25 protein-coding genes and 3 pseudogenes are annotated in these 22065 nt (G+C 39.3%); 20 read left to right on the forward strand and 8 right to left on the reverse strand.

The features are described from left to right. Nucleotides 1-340: 340 nt before the first annotated feature. Complete coding sequence (locus ACFINO_RS02950; RefSeq protein WP_375633394.1) at nt 341-919, reverse strand: biopolymer transporter ExbD; 579 nt, start codon at nt 917-919, stop codon at nt 341-343. Then, a complete protein-coding gene (locus ACFINO_RS02955; protein ID WP_375617904.1) occupies nt 916-1800 on the reverse strand; it encodes a MotA/TolQ/ExbB proton channel family protein in 885 nt (294 codons plus the stop codon). Before ACFINO_RS02955 ends, ACFINO_RS02950 begins: the two co-directional genes overlap by 4 nt. A 997-nt stretch (nt 1801-2797) precedes the next feature. On the opposite strand from ACFINO_RS02955, the gene ACFINO_RS02960 reads away from it, so the two are divergent. Together ACFINO_RS02960 and ACFINO_RS02965 are read left to right on the forward strand one after the other, a co-directional pair. Then, nucleotides 2798-3136, forward strand: a complete 339-nt coding sequence (locus tag ACFINO_RS02960) for a YqjD family protein (RefSeq protein WP_375633396.1) — start codon at nt 2798-2800, stop codon at nt 3134-3136. A gap of 3 nt (nt 3137-3139) precedes the next feature. Then, entirely contained in the window at nt 3140-3583 is a 444-nt protein-coding gene (locus tag ACFINO_RS02965) for a hypothetical protein (RefSeq protein ID WP_375617902.1), read from the forward strand. A 574-nt stretch (nt 3584-4157) separates the two neighbouring features. On the opposite strand, the gene ACFINO_RS02970 is transcribed toward ACFINO_RS02965, so the two are convergent. Further along, a complete protein-coding gene (locus tag ACFINO_RS02970; RefSeq protein WP_375642875.1) occupies nt 4158-4901 on the reverse strand; it encodes a nuclease in 744 nt (247 codons plus the stop codon). 159 nt (nt 4902-5060) lie between these two features. Between ACFINO_RS02970 and ACFINO_RS02975 the strand changes: the two genes are divergently transcribed. The 18 genes and pseudogenes from ACFINO_RS02975 to virB11 all read left to right on the forward strand — a co-directional run bounded on the left by ACFINO_RS02975 (nt 5061) and on the right by virB11 (nt 17097). Continuing rightward, nucleotides 5061-5408 carry a TrbC/VirB2 family protein gene (locus ACFINO_RS02975; protein ID WP_375633398.1) on the forward strand — a complete coding sequence of 116 codons (348 nt, stop codon included), beginning with the start codon at nt 5061-5063 and terminating at the stop codon, nt 5406-5408. A gap of 22 nt (nt 5409-5430) precedes the next feature. Continuing rightward, nucleotides 5431-5754 carry a type IV secretion system protein VirB3 gene (locus ACFINO_RS02980; RefSeq protein WP_375617900.1) on the forward strand — a complete coding sequence of 108 codons (324 nt, stop codon included), beginning with the start codon at nt 5431-5433 and terminating at the stop codon, nt 5752-5754. Further along, nucleotides 5754-8114, forward strand: coding sequence for a VirB4 family type IV secretion/conjugal transfer ATPase (locus ACFINO_RS02985; protein WP_375642876.1), 2361 nt, complete (start codon nt 5754-5756; stop codon nt 8112-8114). Before ACFINO_RS02980 ends, ACFINO_RS02985 begins: the two co-directional genes overlap by 1 nt. Beyond that, a complete protein-coding gene (locus ACFINO_RS02990; protein WP_375655024.1) occupies nt 8111-8875 on the forward strand; it encodes a type IV secretion system protein in 765 nt (254 codons plus the stop codon). The genes ACFINO_RS02985 and ACFINO_RS02990 overlap by 4 nt, the downstream gene beginning before the upstream one ends. Nucleotides 8876-8899: 24 nt before the next feature. After that, a pseudogene (locus ACFINO_RS02995) lies at nt 8900-9205 on the forward strand (EexN family lipoprotein); the annotation flags it as partial. Between the two features lie 185 nt (nt 9206-9390). Beyond that, a pseudogene (locus ACFINO_RS11680) lies at nt 9391-9696 on the forward strand (EexN family lipoprotein); the annotation flags it as partial. 188 nt (nt 9697-9884) lie between these two features. Further along, nucleotides 9885-10286 carry an EexN family lipoprotein gene (locus ACFINO_RS03005; RefSeq protein WP_375655025.1) on the forward strand — a complete coding sequence of 134 codons (402 nt, stop codon included), beginning with the start codon at nt 9885-9887 and terminating at the stop codon, nt 10284-10286. Next, on the forward strand, nt 10286-10690 hold the full coding sequence (locus ACFINO_RS03010) for an EexN family lipoprotein (protein WP_375655026.1): 405 nt from the start codon (nt 10286-10288) through the stop codon (nt 10688-10690). The genes ACFINO_RS03005 and ACFINO_RS03010 overlap by 1 nt, the downstream gene beginning before the upstream one ends. Nucleotides 10691-10716: 26 nt before the next feature. After that, the gene (locus tag ACFINO_RS03015) at nt 10717-10890 is read left to right on the forward strand and encodes a hypothetical protein (RefSeq protein ID WP_375655027.1); all 174 of its coding nucleotides are present in this window, start codon (nt 10717-10719) and stop codon (nt 10888-10890) included. A 96-nt stretch (nt 10891-10986) separates the two neighbouring features. Then, the gene (locus ACFINO_RS03020; RefSeq protein ID WP_375625285.1) at nt 10987-11388 is read left to right on the forward strand and encodes an EexN family lipoprotein; all 402 of its coding nucleotides are present in this window, start codon (nt 10987-10989) and stop codon (nt 11386-11388) included. Between the two features lie 36 nt (nt 11389-11424). Continuing rightward, entirely contained in the window at nt 11425-11667 is a 243-nt protein-coding gene (locus ACFINO_RS03025) for a hypothetical protein (protein WP_375655028.1), read from the forward strand. A gap of 27 nt (nt 11668-11694) precedes the next feature. After that, the gene (locus ACFINO_RS03030; RefSeq protein WP_375635551.1) at nt 11695-11994 is read left to right on the forward strand and encodes an EexN family lipoprotein; all 300 of its coding nucleotides are present in this window, start codon (nt 11695-11697) and stop codon (nt 11992-11994) included. A gap of 63 nt (nt 11995-12057) precedes the next feature. Continuing rightward, nucleotides 12058-13008, forward strand: a complete 951-nt coding sequence (locus tag ACFINO_RS03035) for a type IV secretion system protein (protein ID WP_375638288.1) — start codon at nt 12058-12060, stop codon at nt 13006-13008. A 6-nt stretch (nt 13009-13014) separates the two neighbouring features. Then, complete coding sequence (locus tag ACFINO_RS03040) at nt 13015-13299, forward strand: type IV secretion protein VblB7 (protein ID WP_375620968.1); 285 nt, start codon at nt 13015-13017, stop codon at nt 13297-13299. Beyond that, nucleotides 13296-13967: a virB8 family protein gene (locus ACFINO_RS03045; protein WP_375613221.1), complete on the forward strand. Its 672-nt coding sequence runs from the start codon at nt 13296-13298 to the stop codon at nt 13965-13967. The genes ACFINO_RS03040 and ACFINO_RS03045 overlap by 4 nt, the downstream gene beginning before the upstream one ends. 2 nt (nt 13968-13969) lie before the next feature. Then, the gene (gene virB9 / locus ACFINO_RS03050) at nt 13970-14821 is read left to right on the forward strand and encodes a P-type conjugative transfer protein VirB9 (protein WP_375655029.1); all 852 of its coding nucleotides are present in this window, start codon (nt 13970-13972) and stop codon (nt 14819-14821) included. Nucleotides 14822-14848: 27 nt separating this feature from the next. Continuing rightward, on the forward strand, nt 14849-16027 hold the full coding sequence (virB10, locus tag ACFINO_RS03055; protein WP_375655030.1) for a type IV secretion system protein VirB10: 1179 nt from the start codon (nt 14849-14851) through the stop codon (nt 16025-16027). Between the two features lie 17 nt (nt 16028-16044). Beyond that, entirely contained in the window at nt 16045-17097 is a 1053-nt protein-coding gene (gene virB11 / locus ACFINO_RS03060; protein WP_375655031.1) for a P-type DNA transfer ATPase VirB11, read from the forward strand. A 340-nt stretch (nt 17098-17437) separates the two neighbouring features. On the opposite strand, the gene vbhT is transcribed toward virB11, so the two are convergent. From vbhT to glmM, 5 genes and pseudogenes are all read right to left on the reverse strand, one after another. Then, nucleotides 17438-18955, reverse strand: coding sequence for a type II toxin-antitoxin system protein adenylyltransferase VbhT (gene vbhT / locus ACFINO_RS03065; protein WP_375655032.1), 1518 nt, complete (start codon nt 18953-18955; stop codon nt 17438-17440). Further along, entirely contained in the window at nt 18942-19130 is a 189-nt protein-coding gene (locus tag ACFINO_RS03070; RefSeq protein WP_375655033.1) for an antitoxin VbhA family protein, read from the reverse strand. Before ACFINO_RS03070 ends, vbhT begins: the two co-directional genes overlap by 14 nt. Nucleotides 19131-19300: 170 nt before the next feature. Continuing rightward, a pseudogene (locus ACFINO_RS03075) lies at nt 19301-19576 on the reverse strand (HigA family addiction module antitoxin). After that, entirely contained in the window at nt 19548-19709 is a 162-nt protein-coding gene (locus ACFINO_RS03080) for a type II toxin-antitoxin system RelE/ParE family toxin (RefSeq protein ID WP_375633487.1), read from the reverse strand. Before ACFINO_RS03080 ends, ACFINO_RS03075 begins: the two are co-directional and overlap by 29 nt. A gap of 782 nt (nt 19710-20491) precedes the next feature. After that, complete coding sequence (gene glmM, locus ACFINO_RS03085) at nt 20492-21865, reverse strand: phosphoglucosamine mutase (protein WP_375617881.1); 1374 nt, start codon at nt 21863-21865, stop codon at nt 20492-20494. Nucleotides 21866-22065 lie beyond the last annotated feature (200 nt).

Genomic DNA, 22065 nt, shown 5'->3' on the forward strand with positions numbered 1-22065 from the left:
AAACTCAATAGAATCAAGATTCACCTATTCCCCCATATTAGACATAACTATTTTATTTTACTTGCTTTTTATATACCATTTATGAACACCGCCGCAAAAAAGGCTTTAAGATGTATTAAGACACACAACAATCGCCCTTGGCTATTTTTCTTGATCGCACCTCTTGCGGCAAGATGAGTAGAGCTTAATCCTAAAAAAAACGATTCAATATATGAACCCCCTGCATAATATCAAACCCATGCGTATTTGGTTTAATAAATCCACGGAACCCTCATCAATTTCACTCTACGACTTTGAGTAATATGCTTTGCTTCCTGCAACAAAGGCTGTTTTTTTATCACTAATCAGAGACATCGGCTGGAATATTAGCGTTTCCCGCAGGGCTCGTTGTTACGGCATCCACACGCCCCACAACGTTACCACCCGCTCCATCGACAGCAGCATCCGCTACCCCTGTTGTTTTATTATTGATCTCACCTCTTGAGACAAGATTGGTAGAGTTTTGCAATCCTACAAGACCGATTTTATTATATCCAGCCATGCGTATTTGATTTAATAAATCGATGACAGTACCATAATCAATTTCGCTATCCGCTTTGATTAAAATTTTTGCCTCTAAATTTTGCGTAGTTTCCCTCAACAAAGCTTCTCTCAAAGCTGCTTGTTCTACAAGATGATCACCAATGTAAAGAGAACGATCTTTTTGCAACGTAACATAAAGAGGTTCATCAGACTGAACCACTGAAGGTGCTTGAGTTATAGAAGGAAGCTGAACGGAAATGACAGACGTTGCCAAAGGCGCTGCAACCATAAAAACAATAAGCAACACCAATACAACATCAATAAAAGGGGTCACATTGATTTCACTTTGCAACCCACTCTCGTCTATATCCCAATCATTATTAAGGCTTGCTTTCATTTTTTATGACTTTTCTGTTGTCTTTGTCTATCAAGTTCACGGCTCAAGAGCCTTTCAAGAGCAGCAGCGATATCGCCTAAATCACTGCGATAACCACTCAAAGCACGCATAAGGCTATTATACATAACAACGGCGGGAATAGCCACAAAAAGCCCAACAGCCGTTGCGAATAAAGCTTCAGCAATTCCAGGCGCCACCACATCAAGTCGCGTTGTTTGAGACTGAGCAATCCCAATAAAAGAGTTCATAATTCCCCAAACAGTTGCAAAAAGACCAACAAAAGGAGCAATTGCGCCAATAGTTGCAAGAACAGCACTTCCACATGCAACACGGCGTGTAGCAGCCAGCAAGCAGCGTGACAAAAGTGAATGAACCCTTTCTTTTAAACCTTCATGAACATCGCGAACCCTAGCATCACGAACATCGCGGGAAACATCTTCATATTGATTGCTCTCCTCATAAAAGAGAATATCTTCAATCGTTTGTGCCCTTTCCCCTGTACTGGTTTTTTCACCAGAGCTTTCGTTTATCCCTTCAGGAGCAGAAAAATGAACCTGTTGTGCAGAAAGATACACCTCTTTAAGGACTTCTTTGAGAAAAAATACACCAGCCCCTTTGCTTTCTTTCAAGCTAGCTGCCAAACGCGTAAGAGTCTGAGCATTTAGAACCAATTGAAGTTCATGACGTACTCTTCGTTTTACCAAAGTGATCTCAACAATTTTCACAAAAGCAATTGTCCAAGACACAAGTGAAGCAAGTAACAAAATAATGATAACCGCTTTCACCACCCAATCAGCAGCCATAAACATAGAAAGAGGAGAAAAATCATGCGTTGTCACTACAGCAGACATATTATCTAAAGGTACTGTTTCAGATTCCATTTTTATCTCACATTCTTGTGCTCTTATCTTTATTTATGAGCTGGGTCGTCACCCCGCATAGCATCACTGTTCCAAAATGCCACGACCCTTTTAACGTCACTTGTGTATTCCTCTTAAGAAAGAAAACTTGATAAATCAAGTATAGTTTTATTCCACAAGCTCTCTCTTAATTCTAAAGAAATCACTCAAGAAATTTTTCTCTAACAATTCAACAAGTTTATCTTACTCAATCAATTTATTGCATAAATTAGGCAAAATGATAAAGTTACAAGAAATATCGCATATAATATTTTCATTTATAAGAATAATTTATCATCATTCCTGTTAAATGAATTCCTCATATCGCAAAGCTTCTTTCATTTCAGCGGCTCTTTTAAATCCAACAAAATATTTGCTTACATGAAACAAGCAGCAAAAATATCATAAAATCCTCGGAGAAAAGGATATGCACTTCTCTAACAACCAGTGCACTAAAGTACCTTCTATCCAAATAAAAATATACCTTTTTTAAAAAAAGAACTATCGCAATATCTTAAACTGACCAAAAGTATAATGGGAGAGCGCGTGTTGCCCCCAAATACATAGAGAACAAAGAGCCGCAATATCATTTCTTTTTCTTTGCTTCAAAAACATAAAAATGACATTATTTCTGCCGCAAACTCACAATAACCATGTTTTTTACCTGTCACAAGCCTAAAAAATAAACCTCAACACGCTTTTTAAAAACTTTTATAAAAACTGTGCCATGAGAAACTGAAGAATGGTGCTAAATTCTTGCAAAAGCATAAGACAATTTTTAACAAATGCGACCCTTTACAGACAGAGCATATCGTATAGGAAAGATTTATTTTATCAAAAACAGTTTTAAATTCGACAAAATGAAAGGAACCAAAAAAAGCTTTTGGCGTTACTCAAGCAGTGAAAATTTTCACTCCAATGCAAATGATCACTATGAACACACCAATACAAATATAATGAATCAAGAGGGAAAAATACCATGGCCCATAATAAAACAACACAGCACGATAAATCAGCCGTAGAAAAAGACCAACAAAAAGACCTACAAGGACAATTAGAAAAGTTACGCACTGAAATTTCAGGGATTACCTCAACCCTAACAGATCTTGGTGCAAACAAATTCAACGCCGCCAAAGACAAAGCAGAAAAACTATATCACTCAGCGAAAGAAAGTGGTGAAGACATGATGTCTCAAGCAAAAGATAAAATCAGTGATCTTGAACAAACCATGAATCAATGCGTTCGCAAAAATCCTGGCAAAAGCGTTTTGTTTGCCGCAGGGATTGGTTTTATTCTTTCTCAATTACTACGTCGTTAAGCAATGCATAAGTTTATCGCTCCTCTTTTAAACCATCTTGTCGGTGGAGGGCTTAAAAGCACAGTCAAGCAAGTACGCCTTCAAGCAATTTTCTATGGGTTTATTGGCATTTCATTCTTCATGTCTTTGCTTTTTTTATGTACCATCGGTTTTATTGCGTTATGTTCTGTTATGAAGCCTCTTGCCGCCGCTAGTATCATGTTTTTAATTTGTCTTTCTCTTGCGGGATTAGGTCTTATTATCAGTCGCATTCTCAAAACTTATCAACGCTATGACCAACAAAAAAAGACAGAAGAACAACGCCATAAACTCATGACAGATGCGACCGTTTCCAGCCTTGCAGCTCTCAGTCAACATCTCCCTTTTGCCAAATTGAGTGTTCCCATACTCGGACTTGCAACTTATTTTCTGTGGAAAAAAGATAAAAAAGACCGCTTTTCAGAGTAAAATATGTAAAACTGTCATTCTAAATCCCCCCCTCAATGTGCTTTCTTTTATAACAAAAGAAAGCACATTTTTTCCTCATAGCCTCTTTAGCTTCTTCAAAAGCCTGAAAAAATCCCCTTCATTTTGGATAAAAATTCCATAGAACCGCTTCCCTTTCAGATGTCCCCATGTTTCATGAACATAGCAACATGAGGCAAAGCTTGCATTAAAAGTTCTGGTTTGATTTGAAGCAATTGGTTGTTTTTTGAAGGCAAGGTATTTTCAGTTTTACCTTTTCTCTATTTTTTCATAAGCCTTTTTTCATGACCAAAGGTCACATCAGTAGTTTGCATGTGTTCATATTTTCTGAACACTCATGTTTGTTACAATGACTATTTTGTTTAGGGGAAAAAACGCGCTCTCCCATAGCGCTGTAGTGAGCAACCTATATGCGTAAGCGAGCTTTAAACACAACAAATTTCCATAACGAACGTTGTCCACCAAGGAGTGCGTGGATTATAATTAACTTTTTTCTGATAAGATTTGCAGTAGAATATTGTCTTGATTTTTAAATAGCGCTTAAGAGGACGCTTTATCAATAATGGTCAATGGGATTATAGCTCCCATGATCTCTTCGCCAATCTTCTGGTTGTTGAAATTGGCTCGACCATAAACCGTTTTGTGCTTTTTGAGCAGCAGATTGTAGAATTTTATAGTCTGCTGGGGATGGAAAATGATGCTGATCTTTTGTCAACACCATCAACCCTTCTGCCAGCCCCAAACGTGCCAGATCAACCCCATCTACAAAACATTGTGCATAATGAACCTGTTGAATGACACGTGCTTGCCGACAAGTAACATTTTTATCGATTGTTTTTGAGACAAGCCAAGCAGTAACAAAAGCACCACATGGCCACTTAACTCCGTTGCGTGAGGCAAATTGTCGTGTTTCACAGCTTTCCACACCATATAAGCGGATATCACGGATAATCTTTTTTCTCCATCCATCATCCACGAGCGTGATCATTTTAAAGGTCACACCACTTGTGACCTGTATAGCACCGGAATAGACCGGCACATTTTCTTCATAAAATTGTGATGCGATTGGTTCTGGATGCAATACCACATTTTGTTGGCTTGCGTCTTGTTGGTTTGCATAATCTATCAATTGTGACTTCGGATTTTGAACGGGGTTTTCTATTGTCTTTTCTGTTCCTTTTAAAAAAGAATTTTGAGTAAGTTGTTCATTATTTTTAATTAAATAAAAGTATCCTAAAATAATAATAAAAATTAAGACAATATATTTAGGCGCTTCTCGAAGATATTTTAAAAGTATCATTTTGAATATTACTATATTTTTTGTTCATTAAATTAATAAAAGATTAAATATTATTAATTTATCGATAGAAAAATTTATTTTTTTCATTTATATGATTCCTAAATAATATTTTGAATATTAATTTTTCTATCAACTTAAACATAAAGCGGGGAATTTTTCATGAAAAACATGAATAATTTGTTCAGTTGTGAACATACCTTACAAAAAACTATTCTATCCAACACCCAAAAGAAATGGTTAACAACAGCATTGATGCTGTTTATTGCCTTCATCGCACTGAGTGAGCCAGCATTTGCCGCAGGTGACTTTGGTAAAGTTGACGATGCGCTTAAAAAAATAATTGAAGCTTTAACAGGAAACATTGCAAAATCGATTGCGACGATTGCGGTTGCTGGTATTGGGCTTGCATGGATTGCTGGTTATGTTGAAATGCGTAAAGCTTTTTTTGTTTGTGTTGGCATCGGCATTGTTATGGGTGCATCGCAAATCGTATCAATGCTTTCCTAATTAAACTTTGCCTTTCAAAGCCATGAAAGAGCACGATAAGCTAACAGAAGATACGTTATTTCTTGCTTGCACGCGCCCTGCAATGATTGCGGGCGTGACGGTGGAAGCTATGGGATTAAATGGGATAGGAACGATGATATTGTTCATTATGGCGGGCAATATTTTTCTTCTAACCTTTGGTGTGATGCTGCATTTCATATTCAAGGAAATCCTAAAGCATGACCATAACAAATTTCGTATTCTTCTGACATGGCAAAAGACATCTATTTTTGCCAGAAATTCGAGTCTATGGGGTGGGGGAAGTATTTCTCCATTACGATTAATTCGTAATTATGAGGAATTATAATGAATAGAACAGAGCGCAAACGTGAAAAGCAGCCAGAGGCGATCATTCCTTACGTGCGCCATGTCAATAAACACATCATTGCGCTGGATTCACGCGCTCTCATGAGCGTTATTAAACTTGAAGGCATTAACTTTGAGACAGCGGATATTATTGATCTGAATGTGCTTCACGAACAACTCAATAATCTTTTTAAAAACATAGCGGATGAACGGATAGCGCTTTATAGCCATATTATCAGAAAGCGTGAAACGATTTATCCGGATGGGACTTTCAGATCGGCATTTGCCAAGCAATTAGATGATAAATATCGCGAGCGGATGGTTTCACAGGAGCTTTATCGCAATGATCTTTATCTTTCGATTTTGTGGAATCCACACGTTGATCAAACGGATAAATTAGTGGAATTTTTCAAACGTTTAGGCAAAGCCAAGCAAGAAAAGACAGAAGTTGATGCAGAGTCCATTCGCAAGCTTGAAGATATTACCACAGATCTTATTCAAAATTTAGAGCGTTATGGTGCAAAAAGACTGAGCCTTTATGAACATGAAGGTAATATTTATTCGCAGCAAAGTGAGTTTATCCACCAATTGGTGGGAGGTCGTCGTGAACGGATCCCTCTCACATGGGGGACGATAGCTTCGACTGTTTACTCAGACCGTCTCATTTTTGGGAAAGAGATCATAGAAATACGCACCGAGGCGGCACAGCGGTTTGCGGGCATGTTTGGTTGGAAAGAATATCCAGCAAAAACCAGGGTAGGCATGGCGGATGGTTTGCTCACCCTTCCCTTTGAGTTTATTTTCACCCAATCTTTTGTTTTCAAGAGCAAAAACATTGCCAAGCAAATTATGGGGCGCAAACAAAACCAAATGGTCAATGCAGGAGATCGAGCAGGTTCACAAATTATGGAACTGGATGATGCGCTTGATGATCTTGAATCCAATCGTTTTGTTTTAGGGGAGCATCATTTATCATTGGCAGTTTTTGCTGATACGCCGCAAGAGTTAGCGGATAATCTTGCCAAAGCGCGTTCTCGTCTTACAGATGGTGGGGCTGTGATTGCGCGGGAAGACTTAGGGTTAGCAGCAGCTTGGTGGGCACAATTGCCTGGCAATTATGCTTATCGCACCCGCTCTGGTGCAATAACAAGCCGTAATTATGCAGCGCTTTCTCCTTTTCATTCTTTTCCGGTTGGAAAAATAGATGGCAATGTGTGGGGACCAGCGGTAGCCTTGATGAAAACCTCTGCTGGTTCACCGTTTTATTTTAACTTTCACTTTGGAGATTTAGGCAATACGTTTGTTTGTGGTCCCTCTGGTTCTGGGAAAACGGTTATTGTTAATTTTCTTTTAGCACAACTTCAAAAGCATGATCCCAATATGGTCTTTTTTGACAAAGATCGGGGCGCAGAACTTTTTGTCAGAGCGGGTGGCGGCACTTATATGCCCTTGAAGAATGGTAGACCGACAGGCATAGCACCGCTAAAAGGCTTAGACTATAACAATCCAGCAGATAGAGTTTTTTTACGCCAATGGATTATAAAGCTTGTTTCGTCTGAAGATCAAAAGATCAGTGAATCAGAAAGACAAGATATTTCTGCTGCTGTTGACCAACTTGCCTTGTTGCCAAAAGAACAACGGACGATCTCCGCCTTACAAATGTTTTTTGACACCACGCACAGGGAGGGGATAGCGGGTCGTTTAGAAAGATGGTGTAAAGGCAATGCCTTAGGGTGGGTTTTTGACAATCCTGATGACGACATTGGCATTGATGCAAAATTTATTGGTTATGACATGACGGATTTTTTAGATAATAATGAAATTCGTCCACCATTGATGATGTATCTTTTTCATAGGATTTTGTCTCTGATTGATGGGCGTCGTATTATCATTGTCATTGATGAGTTTTGGAAAGCCTTAGAGGATGATTCCTTTAAAGCCTTTGCGCAAGACAGGCTGAAAACTATCCGTAAACAAAATGGTTTGATGTTGTTTGCAACGCAATCTCCCAAAGATGCGATCAATTCGACCATTGCTCACACCATTATAGAGCAATGCCCCACACAAATTTATTTTCCTAATCAAAAGGGCAATCATGGGGATTATGTAGAAGGTTTTAAATTATCGGACAGAGAATTTAACCTGATACAATCAGAATTAAGCCGTGAGTCACGGCGTTTTCTCATCAAACAAGGACAAAGTTCAGTTGTAGCAGAACTAAATTTACGCGGCTTTGATGATGAAATAGCCATTTTAAGTGGCACCACCAAGAATATTGAACTCCTAGAGACCATTATGGATGAAGTTGGACAATCTCCAGAAAAATGGCTTCCTATTTTTCAAGAAAGGTCAAAGCAATGAAAAAACTTTTATTGGCAACAGCCGTCTATGCAGCTTCATTTGGCTTTCAAACAAATGCCTTTGCCATCGTGGTATTTGATCCCACAGCTGTTGGACAAATAATGAAACAAGTCCAGCAAGGCACACAACAACTTAACAAATTGCAAGAACAAATTCAACAAGGCAAACAACAGCTTGACCAATTAAAGAGCCAACTCGATCAAGCGAAACAATTATATAACTCCCTAAATGTCAAGCCTGACATTTCGGGATTGAAAGACATGTTTAACAAGCAAGGGAGCAGTGGCGCCCTCCCTTCTGACTTTAACCACTTTCAACAATCGATGGGCAGCGGTGGCGGCGGCGGCGGCGGCAGCAAAAACACGCAAAAATGGCAAGAAGAACTTAAATACAAAGAGCCCGCGGGGGGCGCAGGATCAAAAGAAGCAGTAGATGCTTTTTACGCACAGGAAGTGAAAAAAGCCGAACAGCGCGTAGTAGGACAAGCAGCCAAAGGACAAGACGTCTACGAAGAAGCCAGTGAAACACAAAAAAACATTACCAAGCTCCTTGACGAACTTGGAAGTACTAAAGATGCGGGTAAAATTCAAGGCATTCAAGCACAATTATCAGCGGTACAAGCAGACCTCCAAGCAAAAATACTCCAAATGCAAGCCGCCATGATGATTCAACAAGCAGAAGAAAAAGCGGCAGAACAACGTGGCTACGAAGAATTTACAGCACGATATAAAGATTTTGCCAAAAAACTCCGTGGTCAATAAACGGGAGAAAAGAGGGGCTTAAATATGAACAAGATCATCATAACAACATTGCTACTTTGCACAGGGCTGATCACCACTGGATGTGAAAAAACCCATAGCGTAGAAGAATTTAAAAAAGATAAAAAATTATTTGAAGAATGGGCTGTGAGATGTGGATGGTCAGGAACTTCAAAAAATTGTGAAAATGTAAGAGTAGCCGATCACGAACTTGCGGCAGAACGCAGGAAAAAGGCTGAAGAAGAAAACCGTAAACGTAGAGAAGAATGGGAAAAAAAGCAAAAAGAAGAAGAAGCTAAAAGAAAAGCTGAACGTGAAAAATGGGAAGCCGAAGCTGGAAAACGGGCAGCTGAATATGAAAAACGGAGAGCTGAAAATGAAGCTAAAGGACGCGCTTATCTTGAAAAACTACAGCGAGAAATAGACGAGAATCTCCGTAAATTATCTGAAGCTGAAGAAAAAGCCGAACGAGAAGCAGAAGAGCGCGCTAAAGCTAAACAACAACAGGACAATAAATAATGAATAAAGTTCTCATAACAACATTGCTACTTTGTACAGGGCTCATCACAGCTGGATGTGAAAAAACCTATAGCGTCGCAGAATTTAAAAAAGATAAAAAATTATTTGAAGAATGGGCTGTGAGATGTGGATGGTCAGGAACTTCAAAAAATTGTGAAAATGTAAGAGTAGCCGATCACGAACTTGCGGCAGAACGCAGGAAAAAGGCTGAAGAAGAAAACCGTAAACGTAGAGAAGAATGGGAAAAAAAGCAAAAAGAAGAAGAAGCTAAAAGAAAAGCTGAACGTGAAAAATGGGAAGCCGAAGCTGGAAAACGGGCAGCTGAATATGAAAAACGGAGAGCTGAAAATGAAGCTAAAGGACGCGCTTATCTTGAAAAACTACAGCGAGAAATAGACGAGAATCTCCGTAAATTATCTGAAGCTGAAGAAAAAGCCGAAAGAGAAGCAGAAGAGCGCGCTAAAGCAAAACAACAACAGGACAGTCATTAATCATGAATAAAGTTCTCATAACAACATTGCTACTTTGCACTGGGCTCATCACAGCTGGTTGTGAAAAAACCTACAGCGTAGAAGAATTTAAAAAAGATGAAAAATTACGCCTAGAGTGGGATGCTAAATGTGGATTTGCAGGAACTTCAAAAAATTGTGAAAACATGCGGTTAGCATTTTTAGAACTTCAAAAAGAATATGAAGCAAAAGCAGCAGAAAGAGAGCGTCAAGCGGAAGAGAACCTTCATGAAGCATTAAAAAAAGCTAGAGCTAAAATAATGTCCGATCTTGAAAAAAGAGAAGCTGAATATCAAAAAAGGCAAGCTGAAGAAGAACAAAAAGCAAAAGAACAAGCCGAAAGAGAAGCAGAAGAGCGCGCTAAACAACAACAGGACAATAAATAATGAATAAAGTTCTCATAACAACATTGCTACTTTGCACAGGGCTCATCACAGCTGGCTGTGAAAAAACTTACAGCGTCGCAGAATTTAAAAAAGATAAAAATTTACACTTCAAGTGGGATGCTAGATGTGGATTTGCAGGAACTTCAAAGAATTGTGAAAACATGCGGTTAGCATTTTTAGAACTTGATAAGGAACGTCAGGCACAAGCAGCAGAAAGAAGTCGTAAAATTGCAGAAGAAAATCGTAAAAGAGAAGAAGAAGATATAGCTGAAATGAGAGCCAGACTAAAAAAAATGGAAGCTAACACTAAAAAAAAATTAGCTGAACAAGAAGCAAAGCGACGTGCTGAGGAAGAACGAAGAGCAAAAGAGCGCGCGGCAGAAGAACAACAGAATAATAATTAAGACATAATGAAGAGCGGAGCATCTCAATGGCAATAGTAACCAAAGGTGTATTTACTTGGATAGATAATACTGTAATGCATTCCCTTACAAAGACAATGGATAGCACCATTACACATCGCTATTGCGCTTTAGCTGCTCAACTTTATAGAACCTTACAGACTATACAATATATTTATGGCAACATTATGTCTGTGCTCTAGATTTATCATCACTGGTTATAAAAACCGATAACACAAGCATAATTTAAAGATTGTGCTCAAAACTTGTAAAACTGAAAGGAAAAAGGGGAAATATCTATGAATAAAGTTCTCATAACAACATTGCTACTTGGCACTGGAATTATCGCTGCTGGATGTGAAAAAACCTATAGCGTCGCAGAATTTAAAAAAGATGAAAAATTACGCCTAGAATGGGATGCTAAATGTGGATTTGCAGGGACTTCAAAAAATTGTGAAAACATGCGGTTAGCATTTTTAGAACTTCAGAAAGAGTATGAAGCAAAAGCAGCAGAAAGAAGTCGTAAAATTGACGAAGAAAATCGCAAATCAATGGAAAAATTGAAAGCTGAAATGAGAGCCAGAATTAAAAAAATGAGAGAAGAGAATCAAAAATTCCTTGCTGAACAAAGAGCAAAAGAGCGTGCTGAGGAAGAACGAAGAGCGAAAGAGCGCGCGGCAGAAGAACAAAATAACAATTAAATTATAAAAATATACAATGAAGAGTGGAGCATCTCAATGGCAGTAGAAAGTAAAGGCATATTTTCTTATATCGACAATATGTTGATAGAGTCCCTTACAAAGACAATGGATAGCACCATTACACATCGCTATTGCGCTTTAGCTGCTCAACTTAAAGAACATTACAGACTATACAATAGATTTATGGCAAGATTATGTCGCTGCCCTAGATTTATCATCACTGGTTATAAAAAACCGATAACACAAGCAGAATTTAAAGATTGTGCTCAAACCTTGTAAAACTGAAAGAAAGAAGGGGAAATATCTATGAATAAAGTTCTCATAACAACATTGCTACTTTGCACAGGGCTCATCACGGCTGGATGTGAAAAAACCTACAGCGTAGCAGAATTTAAAAAAGACGAAAAATTACGTAATGAGTGGACACCTAAATGTATGTGGAAAAAGCCTTCTAAAACAGAATCTCCTCAAAATTGTGAAAACTTAGGAAAAGCACTAGACGAACTTCGTGAAGAATCCTTTCAAAACTATCTAAATAAATATCGTAAAAATGACGATAAGAAAAAAATGAAAGAACAATCTGAAAAGAAAGAGGACAGTAATTAAATCATAAAAATTTGACTCCGTATGGAACACGAACCCCATATGATAAGGAGCGGAGGAAAGACAATGGCAGCGTATGATATATTTACCAAGATAGACAACGGATTGATGGAGCCCCTTACAAGGGTAATGGATAACACCATTGGAAATCTCTCATCGTCTTTATCTACTCCGCTTAAAGCATCTTGTACAATCTACATTATATTTATAGGGTACAATATTATCTATGGGCGTTCTTCCATGCCTTTGTGGGACTTTATAGCAACAATTTTCAAACTTGGCATCATTGTTTCACTCGCCACAAACGCCGCTCTTTATAATGCGTGGGTTAGGGATATATTTTTCAATGATCTGCCGAATGCCATTGCAAATGTCACCCAAGGAGCACACTCGGATAAAAATGTATGGGATAATATGATACAAACTGCTGCTGGACACGTTTTTGATGCAGCAAACAACGAAAATGGATTTACGTTTGTTGTTTACTGGCTTGCTGGCCTTGTCTGCTTAGTAATTTCTGCTTTCTTTTGTGCTATTGGTTTTTTCGTCTCAATATTTGCTAAAATTGGTTTATTTCTCGTTATATCAGTGGGGCCCCTCTTTATAAGCCTTTATATGTTTTCCTCAACAAGAAGGTTTACAGAGGCATGGTTAAATCAAACAGCAAACTTCATCATTTTGCAGGTATTAGTAGTTATAGTTGGTGGTCTATATGTTGATCTTTCAACAACCATCCTTTCAGGTAGTGTTCTAGATATGATAATTTCCTTAGTCCAATTCTTCTCTATTGCCAGTTGCGGCATTTTGATTTTCCTCAAATTACCTGATATAGCATCAGCTTTAGCTTCTGGTGGAGCTTCCCTCACAGGCTCAACAAAATTAGGTGTAGGTGCAGGACAAATTGCTGGAAAAGGAGCTTTCCGTGCCGCTAAAGAAGCTGGTCACCTTGCTAATGTAGGTGGTAAAGCCGCTCTTCATGGTCTACAAAAACTCATCTCGAAAATAAGGGAGCACTAAGTTCAAATGCGGGAATTTAAAAAAATTGGGATTATCTTGCCGTTTCTCTTTCTCAGTGGCTGTGTGTCTTCACCAAACACACTGAAGTCACTCCCAAAGTGTGATGGATATTCTAAACGTCCACTCAACAGATCAATGTGGAATTGGGAAGGGAAAAAACCCACGCCCACACCCATTATCATCAGTAACAACACCCCTTCACCCGTAGAAGGTAAGCTGGAAATGCTTCTGGCACAAAAATTAACGGATGAAGAAATCAAATCTTACAAAAATTGCGGGCAAAAAGCATGAAAGAAAAAGACATAGAACAATACATTGCTGAAGCGCGCTCGTTTGATCAAGATCGCATGCTCGCCTCACGCCGCACCACCCGCGTCTCGCTTGCCATTGCCGGCATCGCCGTTGCTGTTGCAATACTGTCTTCTCTCGCGGTCATCACCCTCACGCCCCTTAAAACCGTGGAACCTTTTGTCATCCGTGTAGACAATTCAACCGGCATCACTGAAGTTGTGGAAGCCTTAAAAGAAGGTCCCACCAATGTCGACGAAGCAATCACACGCTACTTTGCTGCAAAATATGTCCGCTCCCGTGAAGGCTTCACCACAGAAGAAACACAACACAACTTCCAAACCGTCTCCCTCCTCTCTTCTTCTGAAGAACAGGAAAGATTTGCCAGCTGGTATGGAGCAAGAAATCCCCAAAGTCCTCAAATTCTCTATAAACACGCCGCTGTTACAATAACAATAAAATCAATCTCCTTTATCAATGACGATGTTGCCCAAGTGCGTTACTACAGAACCATTCATGACAACGACAACAACAAAGAATTCATCACCCACTGGGTTGCAACACTTACCTTTGAATACATCAATGCCCCTATCTCTGTCCAAAACCGTTTGATAAATCCTCTAGGGTTTATTGTTAGTGAATATAGAACCGATCCGGAAGTGGTCAACTGATCATGACAAAAAAAATTCTTTTTTTCATTCTTAACATCGCTATTACCCTTTCTTTAACGCCTAGCCATGCCAGTATTTTTCCCACTCGTGCGCCAAGCGATAGCCGCATTCGCTTTATCAACTATGATGCCTATAATGTCACAAAAATTATTGGCTCCATACGCTCATCGGTACAAATAGAATTTTCTCCCAATGAAGAAATTGCCCATGTGGCGATTGGCAACAGCGTTGCATGGGAAGTCGCCCCCGCTGGTAATATTCTTTTCCTCAAAGCGCGAGAAGTCCAACCCATTACCAATCTCCAAGTCGTCACCACAAAGCTTGATGGCTCAAAGCGCTCTTATCAATTTGAACTCATGGTCAAAGATGGAGAAATTTCCTCTGGACAAGAAACATATTTCCTTGTGAAATTTCGCTACCCACAAGAGGAAGCAGAACAAAGAAGACTCGCAGCCCTTATGCGACAAGAAAAACAACAAGCCCAGCGTATCGATAATGTCTTCAACGCTTCTGAAACCTATGGACCACGCAATTGGGCTTACACCGCTCAAGGCTCTATCACTCTTGAACCCTCCTCTGTTTATGACAATGGCAAAACAACAACATTTACATTTCCCGACAACCAAGAAATCCCTGCCATTTATATTGTCAGCAATGACGGTACAGAATCACTGGTTCCCAAAACCACAAGAGGCAACATGGTGATTGTCCATGCCATTAGCGCACGCTTCACCCTAAGACAGGGAAAAAATGTCCTATGCGTCTTTAATGAAGCCTACCAACCCAAAGGCGTTAATCCAGAAACCGGAACCACCTCACCATCTGTTGAACGTAAAATTGCATCAGATCTTTAAATAAGCGGGAATTGAAGGGGACAACACATGAGTGATAAATCAATCATCGAAGATCGCGGATCTATTGGGGATGGCAAAAACAATAGCGCCAAAAGCGCTGGCAAAAAAATAGTTGTCGCAATAGCCTGTATAGGAATCTGCGGCTATGTGCTCTGGAACATCTTATCCTCCCCCACAGAACAAAAAGACACCGCAAAAGCTCATAAAAAACAAGAAAAAAGCTTTCACAATTCCCTCGCCCCTTTAGAGCTTGCGCCCTCTGACCCGCGTGCCAACATAGCACCAATAACCTTACCACCCCCACAACCACTCGCACAAGAACCCAAAAAAGATGACCCACTACTTGATGCCGCAAGACGCGCCCCTGTTTTAGCTTTTGCCAAAGGTTCTAAATCTCAATTAAAAGACATCGTCAACACGACTCTCAACCCCCTTGAAAAATTCCATGCCCTTGAAAATCTCGCGAATGCGCAAAATTCTCCTGCCCTTCAAGACACACAAAATTTTGCAACCCTATTAAAGCCTACCAAAACAGAAGAAGCAAAAGCAAAAGCAAAACTCATCGGCAATAGAAACTTTATCATCGCCATGGGAACCTCTATTCCCTGTATCTTAGAAACCGCATTAAACAGTGAGCAACCAGGCTTTGCAAGCTGCATCATCAACCGTGATATCCTCTCTGACAATGGGCGCGTTGTTTTGCTTGATAAAGGAACCCAAGTGATTGGCGAATACCGCGGAGGAATAAAACAAGGTCAATCTCGCCTCTTTGTACTCTGGACAAGAGCAAAAACCCCAACCGGTGTCATCATCGACCTTGCCTCACCCGCAACCGACAGTTTAGGCAGAGCCGGTTTTGATGGCAACATCAACACCCATTGGTGGGAACGCTTTGGCTCTTCCCTTTTACTCACCGTTATTGATGGTGCCACAACAGTTTTAACAAATAAAATAGTAGGCAATTCCAATAAAGAAGGTTCAAACAACTCTGGAGGCGGCGGTTTTGAAGGCGCAAACAACACTGGAAAAGATGCCGCCAGTATTGCTCTTGAAAATCAAATCAACATCCCTCCTACCCTAGAAAAATTTCAAGGCGAACTCGTCAACATCTTTGTAGCAAGAGATCTCGATTTTTCATCTGTCTATAAACTAGTCGTAAAGAGCAAAAGAAACCGCTCTACTCCCAGCTATTCCTTTTTTCATTAAGCCAATAAAGTCACATTATGCCATCAGCAAAAAATGCAGAACGCGCCTCCATCGTCTTAACAAAATTAAAGATCTTAGATGACTTCCTCAATGATGAAAATTTATTTGAAATTGTTATCAATCGCCCTGGCGAAGTAATCGTTGAGGGTCCCAATGGTTGGCAAACCCACATCTTAAAAGAACTAACCTACAGCGAACTAGAAGGGATTGCAAAAGTTGTTGCTGCCTACACAACACAAAAAATCAGTGTAGAAAACCCCGTTCTCTCCGCAACACTGCCAAACAACGAACGCATACAAATTGTTATGCCTCCAGCAGTTGCAGCCAATACCATTAGCATGACCATTCGTAAACCTTCATCACGCACTTTTTCTCTTGAAAGTTTACATGAAAACAATCTGTTTTCTGTCGCCCAAAACACCAGTTTCACACCTACGCAACAAATGACAGAACGGTTATCCGAACTCTCTGATACAGACAAAGAGCTAACAGATCTCTTTATCGCCAAAGATTTTTGCACCTTTTTAGAAAGAGCCGTTATTACACAACAAAATATCTTAATATCGGGCAAAACCGGTTCTGGTAAAACAACCCTCTCCAAAGCTTTGATTGCAAAAATCCCTGACTATGAACGAATTCTCACCATTGAAGACACGCCAGAACTTGTCGTTCCGCACGCCAACAAAGTCCAACTTTTTTATTCAAAAGATAACCAAGGCTTAGCAAAAGCAGGCGCAAAAGAACTGCTTGAATCTGGCTTACGCATGCGCCCCGACAGAATCCTTCTACAAGAGCTGCGTGATGGTACAGCCTTTTACTACATCCGTAATGTCAATTCTGGTCACCCCGGCTCCATTACCACCGTCCACGCCTCAACAGCACTTGCAGCCTTCGAACAAATGACCCTTTTAGTCAAAGAAAGTGACGGTGGTGGTAATTTAGCGCGCGATGATATCCGCGGCTTATTAATCTCGATGATAGATGTCATCATCCAATGCAAACGCCTTGAAGGAAAATTTCGTGTAACAGAAATCTATTACGACCCCTTCAAACGCCGTGATGCCTTTTAAAAACTATCGAAATCACTTAAATAAATCATTCATATCTTTCGCAAAATATACATCTTATCCTTTTGCACTCTTTTCAAAAGTTTTAAGCGTTTCCGCATTAGAAATAGACATATCAAACGGCAATCCTCTTTCATCAACAACTTTTGTCAAAGCAATCCGGATAAATCAGACACCGTAAGTCCTAAACTTGCTAATATTTCACCAGCTTCTTTTTTAATGTCCTATCTATGCGGGCTCGTACAACGTCTTTTGTCACACTCATATTAAACCTCTTTTGATTACCTCTCTTTTACCATATGGCTTAATAGGGCTTATACAGCATAAGGCTTTATTCTTGCCCTTACCGTATCATATCTATTGATCTTGCACGCGCTATTGCGTTGATTTTCTCCTGTTGTCTCTGTTGCAAAAACTTAACTGCCATTTGAAATTCTTTTATGTGTTCTTTATTATAAGACTGTTCTTTGGGGATTGCTTTTGATAAATCAAAGTCTTGTTTATGAATGGCATCCTGTCCAAAACGTTTATCTAAAGCACTTTGTAGCTTTAAAAACTCTTGATTAACCTGCTCTGGTATCTTTGAATAACTATCACGACCAGCTTCAACATTTTTCATAAAAGTCACTGCTTCTTGTGAAAGCGAAGGTACTTCAACTTTCAATCGCTCACGCTCCCGTACAACCCTATTTACATGTGTCTCATAAGAATTCTTATAAAAGGCTTGAAGCTTTTTAATAGAAGAAAGTGCACGAGGAACATGAGAAAGCGCTTCTTTTCGTTCTTTTCCTGTAGATTTGAGTTTATCGATTAAACGATCTGACCCACGCAGTTCACCCGCTCTATCAGGTTCCCTTTCCAAAATATCAGGCAATTTATCGCCTTTACCTGCTAAAATCGTCTGCTCAATCTTGAGTGCGGCAGCTTGCGGATCTTTATAAATAGATGCTAAACGACTGTTTAACTCCTTAAACATATTAACATAAGATTTTTCATTCCTAAGAGCGCTAAGCGCTTTCTGTTCTAAATTAGAATTATCTATATAAGCCGCAAGGTATGGCTCTCGTTCTATTGCTTTTGCAACAACATTCAAATCATTTTGTAATTGTTCAAGTTCTTCTTTTTGACGTTTAGCAAAACTTGTCTTTTCTCTATCCCAAGGAGTTTCAATCTTCTCTTTTTGTTGTTCGAAGCACTCTTTATTAAGATCAACGCCAAAAGCAATATTTTTGCCAATACCTTGAGAAACATCATCCCTTTTATTTTCTGTAAACTTGGTAAGGTTCTTATAGATGAGTGCAGACAGATATTCTGAATTACCAAAATGTGCTTCAATTGACGCACGTGTCATTTCTTGTCGCTCAATACCCTTCCAGTTGATATGATAACCAGCTTCACGAGCCAGTTGCACCATAAATTCACGCTGAGTACGCCCATTCCCCTCTCGAAACGGATGCAACGCATTCAACTCGCCCATGTAATATCCAGCCCTTTGGCTAAAGTCATAAGCGCCAAGACCACGCAGATACTGTTCTTTTGCAAGCTTTTGTGTAATCTTCGGTGCATAACTTTCAATCTGATTATAACTAGCAAATATACTATTACCTTTGGCAATATCCACTAAACGAATTTGTCCCGCCCATTCATATATGTCGCCAAACAGTCTTCTATGGATCTCTTTCATGTAATCCAGATCAAACTTACCACCAATAGGAGTATGTACAAATTCGAAAGATTTTACATAAGTAATAGTAGATTCTACACGCTGCAGTGTGGCTTTGTCTTTAATACCAAGCCGATTATACATCACACCAGTTTCAGGATCAGTATAAGAATCGCCGCTCCCCTTATACTTCTCCACGTTTTACACGCTCCATATAATCTTTGATGATATCACTTATTTCAAGTTCACCTATAATATAACGCTCTACTTGAGCAACAACCAGCGGATCTGGTTCTAATCCCTCTAAACGTTGGCTTGCCAATGCATTTTCAGCAGCAATGCGACGCAGCTTAATTTCCTCTTCACTCAACATATAAAACCCTCATTTGCTTACATTTATTATAGCCAAACAGACTATAGAAACAAGATTTTATTCCTTGTCTTACCCCGCCGTCACATCTTTTGACCTTGTACGCTCATACGCATGATTTAGCTCTTGTATACGTCTCTGTTGCAAAAACTTAACCGCCGTTTGAAACTCTTTTATGCAATCTTTATCATAAGACTGTTGTTAAGGAATTTTTTTGATAGATCATAATTTGTTTGCATAACAAGCCAAGCACGTGCTGTGCTTACACCAAACATTTCAAGCCTAATAGCAAAGATTAACTCTCATAGCGCGGCTTTTTCATTTAAAACTCTAGAAAGTGCTACACGAGATATACCAAGCCACTCTGCTGCTTCATTAAAGGATAAACCAAGCTCTTTGATCACATCTTCACGCAATAATTCACCGGGATGTGAAGGATTCTTCATCATTGTTTAGATCTCCTTTTTGATGATAATCCAGATAATCAACCATTTCGACATCTATGCTATCAAAGCGAAATATTACGCGACAATTTCCATTTACAGTAATTGACCAATAATCCTTGAAATCACCCTTTAGCAGATGTAATCAAAAGGATGGATAACTCAAAATCTTTTGGCGATACATCTACTTCAAGAGCACTTAGAATACGCTTTAATTTTTGAGCATGGGCGGTTCTAATCCCTTCAGTCGTACCAGTATTATAGAAGGCTTCAATCCTTTTATGTTTAAATCTTAAAATGATAAATGAATATAGAGTGTACCCCTCCAAGATACAAAAAATGTTCATTATTTTTACATCACATAGCTTTTTTTACTTTATAAACATTAGAACTATCGTGAAAAAAATTGATCATTCCCATCTCTTTCTCATTATTCTACTAATTATTGGAAAAGTATAAGTTCATAATTAGGAGGAGCTAAACGTAATAGGAGCGTATCATATCTCCAATTGGCAGCGGCACTTAGAAACATCAAGATGATATAACCACAATGACCATTGCTGTTTGATGTTCATGGGGCGCTGCACCCGCTGGATATCCAGTAAAAAGAATGAATAATACTAATAAACTCTCCCCCCTACAAACTCTGTTAAACTAATAACCGGTTTACGAATAAGTAAAAGAAAAAGGAAAATCAAAAAAAGGCATATTTTTCATATCTTACGAAATATAGAGAAATCTATACGCATTGTAGTTATTAGAATTGGACTTTTCCCTTTTTTATTTAATTTGTTCGTAGATAGAGTATCCATTACCGTTATTACATCACTGAGTTAATAATCATACCTTTTGTAATTGCCAAAATCCCACATTATAATAATATCTTTATCAAAAGATGATCTGATAATTTTCTCAAAAAATTCAAGATTCCTCAAGTGCAGTACCCATGCGTACATCATGATGAATAATAACATCCATCAACTCTGTCACAACAGTGTCCAATACTTCTCGTGCATCGCCTTCAGCCATAAGGCGGATAACCGGTTCCGTTCCAGAAGCGCGGATCACCAGCCGTGCCTCTTTTCCCAACCGTTTCTCTGCTTGATCAATGGCCGTTTTGACGGGATTTTTTTTCAGGACATTTTTATTTTTAATCGTTACATTTTTTAAAATTTGCGGTACAGGTTCAAACCGTTTACACAATTGGCTCATAGGGCTTTGACTTTCCTTCATACAGGCTAAAATCTGCAATGCAGCCACCAAACCATCACCCGTTGTACCAAAATCACTGAGCACGATATGGCCAGAAGCCTCACCACCAACATTATATCCCTTTTGGCGCATGGCATCGACAACATAACGATCTCCAACTTTTGTCCTTACAAGGTGCAATCCTTTGCTATTCAAGAAACGCTCTAGTCCAAGATTTGACATAATCGTTGTGACAACACCATTGCACCGTAATCGTCCCATTTTATGCCAATTTTCAGCAATTACAGCAATCAACTGATCTCCATCAACCGTTTGTGCTTTTTCATCAACAATGAGAACACGATCTCCATCTCCATCAAGAGCAATCCCCACATCAGCACGCACTTCATGCACTTTTCGTTTTAAAGAGCTTAAATCGGTTGATCCACATTTTTGATTAATATTGGTCCCATTGGGCTCATCATGAATAGCAAAAACCTCAGCCCCCAATTCCCATAAAGCACGGGGAGCCGCTTTATAAGCAGCCCCATTGGCACAATCCACAACAATACGCACAGTATCTAAGCGAACATCACGCGGCAAAGTTCGTTTGGCATATTCAATATAACGATAAATATCTCCCTCAACCCGTTTTGCATAACCAATTTCGGCAGAACTTGCTAAAGACTTTGAAAGATCTGTATCGATCAATTGTTCAATTTTCGCTTCCATATCATCTGAAAGTTTAAAACCATCAGGACCAAAAAGTTTAATTCCATTATCATAGAACGGATTATGAGAAGCAGAAATCATCACCCCAAGATCTGCGCGCAAAGAGCGGCAAAGCATTGCAACAGCAGGTGTTGGCACTGGACCCAATAAAAAAGCTTCCATCCCCGCAGCAGTCAATCCTGAAACCAAAGCGTTTTCCAACATATAGCCAGATAATCGTGTATCCTTGCCAATCACCACACGATGAGATTGATGTTGTGAGCGAAATAAAACCCCTACCGCCATCCCCACCTTCATGGCAAAATCGGGTGTCATAGGAAATGAATTGGCTTTCCCCCGAATTCCATCTGTACCAAAATATTTTTGCACCATGCCTCTTTCCTTTAATATATAATTCTTCCCTTGGCTTTTCCTTAAAACCCTAACAAGCCCCCTTGGTACAATAGTCCTCCTCTCCCCGTATAAAATCAGATCATTGATCTTAAACCTTCATGCATTTAGACAATCAAGCCCCCTATTCACCATCTACACATCTAAACCACTCTCAAGCAATTATGTTTACACCCTTACAC

This window comes from Bartonella sp. AA83SXKL, from assembly GCF_042196965.1.
In the GTDB taxonomy this organism is placed as follows: Bacteria; Pseudomonadota; Alphaproteobacteria; order Rhizobiales; family Rhizobiaceae; genus Bartonella.